This is a genomic window from Roseibium sp. (genome assembly GCF_025698965.1).
Classification (GTDB): Bacteria; Pseudomonadota; Alphaproteobacteria; order Rhizobiales; family Stappiaceae; genus Roseibium.
On sequence record NZ_JAILWL010000336.1, the window covers coordinates 1 to 7,288 of the forward strand.

Genomic DNA, 7,288 nt, shown 5'->3' on the forward strand with positions numbered 1-7,288 from the left:
GGCCGTAACATTGATATTTTGATCAGTCGGCTGCGTTCCAAACTCAAGGCAGCCGGCGCAGCCTACAAATTCATCCGGACCGTGCGTTCCGGTGGTTATGAATTTGTCGCTCCGGTGACACGCGATGGTTAATTTGCTTCGAGGCATCTGTCCAAATTCTCTGCGGTGCCAAATTCTTGCGCTCATGGTGGGGGCCAGCCTGTTCATGGTTGTCGTCGGCGGTGTCGTTGTCTCCTTCCTAAGGTTCGATGAAGCGGAACGATTGTCGGTTATGCCCGGTCACCTGGTGAGCGTAGCAGTTGCAAAGTTGAACGAGACGACGTCAGAGAACCGACCGCAGGTGCTTGAGGAACTGCTTCAGGAAGTTCCCGATCTCAAGATTGAATTGGTCGGCGAGGAAGCTCTGATCAATGAGATGAAAGTCAACCGGGTCGATGGGTTTGGCCCGTTCACGTCCGGAGCAACCTTGTTCGGAATGCGCATCGAGTATGTGGTTGGTCCCCGAAAACTGGGAACCGGGCTTTGTCCGCGCGTTTTTTTCCGCCTTCGTGACGGCAGCCTGGTTGCTGCAGAATGGGTAATTGAACCGCCTCCTTTTCCGATTAGAGACTTGCCCTTCTACATGTTTTTCGGGTTTCTCGGCATTACCTTTCTCGGACTGATGAGCTGGGTCGCCAAAGGTCTGGTGCAGCCACTATCTGAGATGGTCGCCTCCGCGCAAACGTTTGGTGAAAGGTCAACCACCCCGATCCCGATTGCCGAAAATGGGCCGAACGAAATACGTGTCGCTGCCAGAGCCTTCAATCGCATGCAATTGAGGATCAACGAGTTTGTCGACAAGCGCACGCGGATGCTGGCAGCCATCAGTCACGACATGGGGACGCCGTTGACACGATTGCGGTTGCGTCTGGAATTTCTTGAGGACAGCGATATCAGGAACAGGAGCCTTGAAGATCTGAACATAATGGAACAGCAGATCGAAATGGCACTTAACTTCTTGCGTGACGGATCCAGCTCGGAACCGGTACTGCGAATAGACATTCCAAGTCTGCTGCAATCACTATCCGATCAATATGCTGATCTCGGTTTTTCAATAGAAACCCGCTGGCAGGGCAGGTTCACCATTCTGGCCAGAAATGCCGAGCTCACGCGGGCGATCTCAAATCTTATCGATAACGCGATCCAATATGCGTCTGCCGTCGAGATAAATGCCGGCCTGAAGGGAGGACGGGTCTGGATCGACATTATCGATCACGGGCCCGGCATTCCCGAGTCGGAGCGAGAGCGGTTGCAGGAACCATTTGAAAGGGGAGATCAGGCCCGCAAAGTTCATCAGGGAACCGGATTTGGTCTTGGCCTGGCAACCAGCAAGACAATTGTGGAAGCTGCTGCCGGATCTCTCGAATTGCGGGAGACCAAGGGTGGCGGGCTGACCGTCAGACTGCAGTTCCCTGCGGCCTGACGTCAGAGCATTTCAGAGAAATCAGAATTGAACACCTCGATTTCAGGGCGATAACCTATAGATCCAGACCCTTGGGCTCAATCAGCATATTGCGTTCCTTGAGATACGGATGGATCTTGACGGCCTCGCGCAGAGAGTCCTGACCCAGCTGCACACGTCCCATCGTCATGTAGATCATTGCTCTCCCCGAAAGGGCACCGAAATGGCGTGGCTCCAACGCCAATGTCCGCTCGATGTCTTCCAGGCTGGCTTCATAGTTGCCTTGAAGAAAAAACACAAAGGCACGTTGGTTCCAGCCTTCGGCAAAATCAGGTGCATCATTCACGACTTCATCAAGCAGTTCCCTGGCACCCTGAAAGTCATACTGACCCCGTCGCTGCATTGCAGTGTCGAGTTTTGATCTGATCTTCGCAGTCGGAGCCGCATCCAGCCACGCCATCCAGATGTTGTTTTCAATGAGCTGTGCTTCCGCTTCATTCGGCGCGTTTTTCAAGGCCTCGAACAAGGCATCGTGTTCCGTTGCCTGAGGTGCGGTCGTCGCATGGAGAGGTCCAGCGAACCCCAAAAACAGTACAAGAAACACCAGTCCTGTCATTAGCTGCAGGAGACACGAACCCATTCTGGTTGTCTGACACTCTGACATTTTGCACCTGATCAGGTAATTTCCGCTCTTGAGAAAGAATGTGGGGCTGTAGCGAAAAAAGACCAGTTCTCCCGCAGAGGACCGGTCGCCGTTTCAGGCCTGAATCTTCAGTCCGACATTGGCAGGTTTTTCATTGCTGCCAGGACGTCCGGCAATGACCGTCTTGCACCAGATTGCAGATATTCGATCGCGTTCAACGCAGCCTCATGTGCCGGGAGAGACGACCCTGCAACACAATCCTCAATCACACGACAGAAATAATCGTGCTGGTGAGCGTCAACAAATGTGTAGTGAACACAAACATCCGTGAGCCCACCGCACAACAAAAGCGTGTCAACTTTCAAAGCCTTGAGCATGATTTCGAAATCCGTTCCGAAAAAAGCCGAGTAGCGTCGTTTTCGGATCACGATGTCATCGGCTCGAACGTCCATCTCCCTGATAGCAAGTTCTGTTCCCGGCTCACCTTCCAGGCAATGCACATCTTCCTGTCCGTCCAATTCACGGCCAAAGTCGGATAAGTCCCTTCTGTGGAGCTCCTGAATGAATAGGACGGGTATGTTGAATGCGCGGGCTGTATCGATTGCCTGCCGGGAGTTCAGCATTCTTTGCCTGTATCCCGGCATATTGTCGATTGACCGAAGCTCGCTGTCATCGATGAATGTGCTCGCCTGAATGTCGATCACAACAAGGGCGGGATTGCCTTCGATCAGGTTTCGATTTCGGTTCTGAGTGTTGACCATTATTTCCTCCGGCAATGACATAAGAGTTCACGATCCCGCCGACAGCTTCATGAGGGTCAGTCCAGAAACAATCAAGGCAATCGCGATGAAGCGCTCCATGGTGAAAGCTTCATTCAGGAACAGCACTCCCGCCGTAAAAGCTCCCACGGCACCCAGGCCTGTCCAGATTGCGTAGGCCGTTCCCAAGGGAAGCGTGCGCATGGCGAGAGCCAGAAACCAGAAGCTTGTGACCATGGCGGCGATAGTGATGAGAGTAGGGGTGAGCCTCGTAAAGCCGTCAGTGGTCTTCAGCGAAAAGGCCCACACGACTTCAAATACACTGGCAACGAGAAGAAAAATCCACGACATGTCCGTATCCGATCTCCGGGTCGTCCCGGGACAGATCGCACTCAAATCCCTTTGGATGAGTGCCGGAAGTCGTCCTCCTTTGCTCTGACATAGGAAATGCTCCCGTTTTCGTCAATGCTTCTTGGGTTGATTGCATGGGAAAGAATTGGAAATGAACACGTGTGTGCTCAGAAAACCTCTGGCTCTTACCTGCCCGTGAAGCTATACCGCACGCCTTGAACGCAATTACCGAAGGCACACAGATCCATGAAAACAATCCGGGTTCGGATCACGGCAGAAGAACTGGAAGCCAAACGGATTTCGGATGTCCTGGAAAGGGCATTTGAGGACGAAGGCTATCCGGTGACGGTGTACGAGGCCACGCCGAACGGAAAGATCTGGGCTGCCGAGATCCTCTTGTTTGACGTGGACCCGGAAGAAGCTGCCGCACAGGTGCGCGACCGGGTTGGTGCCGATGCGTTTGCTGCACCGCTGGATGCCGAAGAACTGCCGGACATCAATTGGGTTGAAAAAAGCCTCGAAGGTCTCAAGCCCGTTCAGGCAGGGCGCTTCATGGTGCATGGTGGACATGACCGGGACAAGGTGCCGCCCGGGGCAATCGGACTTGAAATTGAAGCAGCACTTGCCTTCGGGACCGGCCATCACGGCACGACAGCGGGTTGCCTCGAGGAAATCGACCGTCTGCTATCCTTGCGTGAATATGACAGCATCCTGGACCTGGGAACCGGAACCGGCGTCCTGGCGATTGCGGCAGCCTTAAAGGCGCGGCAGGTGGTTCTGGCGACTGATATCGACCCAATCGCAACAAAAACGGCTCTTGAAAACGCAAGTTTGAACGGTGCACGTCATCTGGTGCGGGGTTTCACGGCCAACGGCATGGAAGATCGGCGTTTCCGGCTCTACGGTCCGTTCGATCTGGTAATTGCCAACATTCTGGCGCGCCCGCTGATGAAAATGTCCAAATCCGTTGGCGAACACATGGCGCAAACCGCAACTCTGGTGCTTTCGGGACTACGTGTGGAGGACGGTCCGCGGATTCTGTTTGCTTACCGCTGTCAGGGATTTGTTCTGGATCGACGCAGGGAAAAGGATGGTTGGCTGACGCTGACGCTTGTGAGAGGTCGCAAGGCAGCCTGATCGTTATTGAAGATCAAAATCAGTTCAAACAAAAAGAGCTTGGCAGTTGAACTGCCAAGCTCTTTTTTGCGCACAGTGTTTTCGCTGAAATCAGCGCCTGAGCCCCTTAGAATGCGCTCGTAGATGCGCCTTCGCGCTCAAGCTCCTCGCGGTCGTAGCCATGCGAGGCAAGGGTCGCGTCGTCCAGGGACAGCAAGTAACCGTTGACATAACGGCGGGCCTGAACGGAACGGGCTTCGATCATGCGATCGAACGCGCGGCGCATGAAGCCGCTGCCGGAACGGGTAGAAGTGGTTGTTGCCATAGCCATCGTGATTATTCCCATTTTGAAGATCAAGACTTCCCTAGGGAGAAACGTCTTTGTTTGTTGTTAATCTCAATATGCCGCTTCAATAGTGGTTCCGGTAGGTCTGCAAACGCATGACAGCGTTGCATGTTTCGCATATGCGAACAAAATGCTGCGCTGCAAATTTCCGAAAAATTGTTTCTCCTATTTGGGGGAAGTCGGAAAAATTATCTGGGTTGATCCAACAAGGCGGTCAATCTACCGTTCGGCCATGTTTCAGTCCTTCGATGATCTCAGTGATCCCTCCTGCGGAGCGCCGCATGCAGCGCTTCTCAGAGCCGAACTTTCCCGTCGTGGTCTCGACGGATTTCTTGTGCCTCGCGCAGATGCGCACCAGGGCGAGTATGTGCCGCCGCACGATTGTCGATTGCAGTGGCTCACGGGCTTTGGCGGGTCGGCCGGCGTTGCGGCCGTATTGGCAGACGAGGCTGCGATATTTGTCGACGGCCGTTATACGATCCAGGTTCGTGAACAGGTTGATCAGGACGTCTTCCCAGCACAGCATCTTATCACCGAACCTGTAAGCGACTGGCTTTCGACTCGGCTGAAGTCGGGGCAAAAACTTGGCATTGATGCCATGCTGCATACGGTGCGTGAAGTCAGGCGTCTCAAGAAAATCTGCCAAGAAGCCGGCGCGGAGCTTGTCTTGCTGGAAGATAATCCGGTCGACAATGTCTGGAAGGATCGCCCTCAGCCTCCGGTTGGACAGGTTTCGCTTTATCCCGTTGAGCTCGCCGGAAAAGCGTCAATGGACAAGATTGCCGAAATACAATCAGCGATCTCGGACAAAAAAGCTGATGCCTGCGTTTTGACGCAGCCCGATTCTATCGCCTGGTTGTTCAACATTCGCGGCTCCGATGTCAGCCATACCCCTCTGCCTTTGTCTTTTGCAACCGTTCCGGCCAAAGGCAAGCCATCGCTCTATATTGACAGCCGCAAGCTTTCCAATTCGGTTCGCGATGCTCTGTCAGACTTGACCAATCTGGCTGAGCCTGGGGATTTCGTTGGCGGACTGAAGACCTTGGGAGAACGCGGATCAAAGGTCATGATTGACCCGGCCCTGGCAGGGATTGGTATCGCCGATGCGATTACAGATTCGGGCGGAACGCTTGTGGAAGAGCAAGATCCTGTCCTTTTGCCCAAGGCGGTGAAGAATGATGCAGAACTGAAAGGTGCTCGCGCTGCACATATCAGGGACGCGATCGCGTATGTGAATTTTCTGTGCTGGTTTGACGAGGAAGCACCAAAAGGCGAACTGGACGAGATCGGTGTTGCGGAGAAGCTGGAGGAATTTCGGCGTGAAACAGGCGTCTTGAAGGATATCTCCTTTGACACGATTTCCGGTGCTGGTCCAAATGGCGCAATCTGTCATTATCGGGTCAGCCGGGCGAGCAATCTGAAAATCCCGCTTGGAAAACCTTACCTCATCGATTCCGGTGCTCAATATGAAGACGGCACGACGGATATCACCCGGACATTAGCTGTCGGGGATGTCAGTGCCGAGATGAAGAGGCACTACACGCTCGTACTCAAGGGGCATATTGCAATTTCGACCGCGAAGTTTCCAGAAGGCACATCCGGTGCACAACTGGATACACTCGCCCGCATCGACCTTTGGAAGGCAGGGCTCGATTTCGATCATGGAACCGGCCACGGTGTCGGGGCTTATCTGGGTGTTCACGAAGGTCCGCAGCGCATTGCAAAGACCGGTGCAACCCCGCTGAAGCCCGGTATGATCCTGTCCAACGAGCCTGGATACTATCCGGCTGGAGAATATGGAATCCGTCTGGAAAACCTGGAAATCGTGACAGAACCAGAGGATATTCCAGGTGGCGACAGACCAATGCTTGGATTTGAAACAATAACGCTTGTACCGATGGATCTGCGGCTTGTGGACGTTGCGCTTCTGACGAGTTCCGAACGCAATTGGTTGAACCGGTATCACGAGAAGGTGCGCGAGGTGATCGGTCCTGGCGTCGGTGCCAAACAGCGGATCTGGCTGGAAAACGCAACCAAGGAGATCTAGATAATTGGTGGGCCGGTATTTCCCGGCCCACCAATTTTGAGACATTTTTGAGCCTGGTTTCGAAGGTGCGGGTATGCGCGCAGCGAAAATTTTGAGGATGCCTTTGTTTGCGGCGGAACTTGCATCTGGCGCTAAATCCTTTTGTGACAATCCGATTATCGGCAGCAGGCGATTGAACGAGGCCGGTCTGCATGTGAAGCGTATCCGACTTGCCGAACAGATGGCCGATTGGCGTCGGAAACGGCTTAAGAGCCTTGTGTCGGCCGCTGACAGGGCAGCCTATGAGGAACACGGCTACATCGAGAAACGGGATCTTCTTTCTGCAGAAGACCTTGCGGGGGTCAGGCAGGAAGTAGAAACCACCAAGTTCGACGCGTGGGATATGCGTCAGGGAAATGCCGTCACTCGTTTTATTCCGCTGCCGCCAAAAGTGTTGAAAGATCTGCCTTATTTACGTGCGCTTGTCTGGAGCAAACCCTTTCAGAACAGTCTACGCTATGTGGCCTCGACGAATGGTGATCCGCTTGTCTATCTGCACATTGTGATAACCAATCCAGGAGGCAGTCGGCCACAGGATCCCCAGACG

General features: G+C 53.8%; 8 protein-coding genes and 1 pseudogene. 5 read left to right on the forward strand and 4 right to left on the reverse strand.

Going from position 1 to position 7,288, the window contains the following annotated elements; all coding sequences use genetic code 11:
- Positions 1-15: 15 nt before the first annotated feature.
- Positions 16-132, forward strand: a complete 117-nt coding sequence (locus K5905_RS22865; RefSeq protein WP_297588192.1) for a winged helix-turn-helix domain-containing protein — start codon at positions 16-18, stop codon at positions 130-132.
- On the forward strand, positions 125-1,462 hold the full coding sequence (locus K5905_RS22870; RefSeq protein ID WP_297588177.1) for an ATP-binding protein: 1,338 nt from the start codon (positions 125-127) through the stop codon (positions 1,460-1,462). Before K5905_RS22865 ends, K5905_RS22870 begins: the two co-directional genes overlap by 8 nt.
- A gap of 55 nt (positions 1,463-1,517) precedes the next feature.
- Here the strand turns inward: K5905_RS22870 and K5905_RS22875 are convergent, their stop codons facing one another.
- The 3 genes from K5905_RS22875 to K5905_RS22885 form a co-directional block, all read right to left on the reverse strand.
- Positions 1,518-2,081 (reverse strand): tetratricopeptide repeat protein, encoded by a 564-nt coding sequence (locus K5905_RS22875; protein ID WP_297588179.1) that lies wholly within the window; start codon positions 2,079-2,081, stop codon positions 1,518-1,520.
- A 131-nt stretch (positions 2,082-2,212) separates the two neighbouring features.
- Positions 2,213-2,845: a cysteine hydrolase gene (locus K5905_RS22880; RefSeq protein WP_297588181.1), complete on the reverse strand. Its 633-nt coding sequence runs from the start codon at positions 2,843-2,845 to the stop codon at positions 2,213-2,215.
- A gap of 27 nt (positions 2,846-2,872) precedes the next feature.
- On the reverse strand, positions 2,873-3,193 hold the full coding sequence (locus K5905_RS22885; protein WP_297588183.1) for a multidrug efflux SMR transporter: 321 nt from the start codon (positions 3,191-3,193) through the stop codon (positions 2,873-2,875).
- Positions 3,194-3,439: 246 nt separating this feature from the next.
- Here K5905_RS22885 and K5905_RS22890 point away from each other — a divergent pair, with 246 nt between their 5' ends.
- A complete protein-coding gene (locus K5905_RS22890) occupies positions 3,440-4,330 on the forward strand; it encodes a 50S ribosomal protein L11 methyltransferase (protein WP_297588185.1) in 891 nt (296 codons plus the stop codon).
- Positions 4,331-4,436: 106 nt separating this feature from the next.
- Here the strand turns inward: K5905_RS22890 and K5905_RS22895 are convergent, their stop codons facing one another.
- Complete coding sequence (locus K5905_RS22895) at positions 4,437-4,640, reverse strand: hypothetical protein (protein WP_297588188.1); 204 nt, start codon at positions 4,638-4,640, stop codon at positions 4,437-4,439.
- A 247-nt stretch (positions 4,641-4,887) separates the two neighbouring features.
- Between K5905_RS22895 and K5905_RS22900 the strand changes: the two genes are divergently transcribed.
- Together K5905_RS22900 and K5905_RS22905 are read left to right on the forward strand one after the other, a co-directional pair.
- A complete protein-coding gene (locus tag K5905_RS22900) occupies positions 4,888-6,702 on the forward strand; it encodes an aminopeptidase P family protein (RefSeq protein ID WP_297588190.1) in 1,815 nt (604 codons plus the stop codon).
- Positions 6,703-6,775: 73 nt separating this feature from the next.
- Positions 6,776-7,288: pseudogene (locus K5905_RS22905) on the forward strand (phytanoyl-CoA dioxygenase); the annotation flags it as partial.

What these genes read in the sequence shown, in the direction of transcription:
- K5905_RS22870 (WP_297588177.1), top strand. Translation starts at nt 125, where the DNA reads ATGGTTAATTTGCTTCGAGGCATCTGTCCAAATTCTCTGCGGTGCCAA.
- K5905_RS22880 (WP_297588181.1), bottom strand. Translation starts at nt 2,845, where the DNA reads ATGGTCAACACTCAGAACCGAAATCGAAACCTGATCGAAGGCAATCCC.
- K5905_RS22875 (WP_297588179.1), bottom strand. Translation starts at nt 2,081, where the DNA reads ATGGGTTCGTGTCTCCTGCAGCTAATGACAGGACTGGTGTTTCTTGTA.
- K5905_RS22895 (WP_297588188.1), bottom strand. Translation starts at nt 4,640, where the DNA reads ATGGCTATGGCAACAACCACTTCTACCCGTTCCGGCAGCGGCTTCATG.
- K5905_RS22890 (WP_297588185.1), top strand. Translation starts at nt 3,440, where the DNA reads ATGAAAACAATCCGGGTTCGGATCACGGCAGAAGAACTGGAAGCCAAA.
- K5905_RS22900 (WP_297588190.1), top strand. Translation starts at nt 4,888, where the DNA reads ATGTTTCAGTCCTTCGATGATCTCAGTGATCCCTCCTGCGGAGCGCCG.
- K5905_RS22885 (WP_297588183.1), bottom strand. Translation starts at nt 3,193, where the DNA reads ATGTCGTGGATTTTTCTTCTCGTTGCCAGTGTATTTGAAGTCGTGTGG.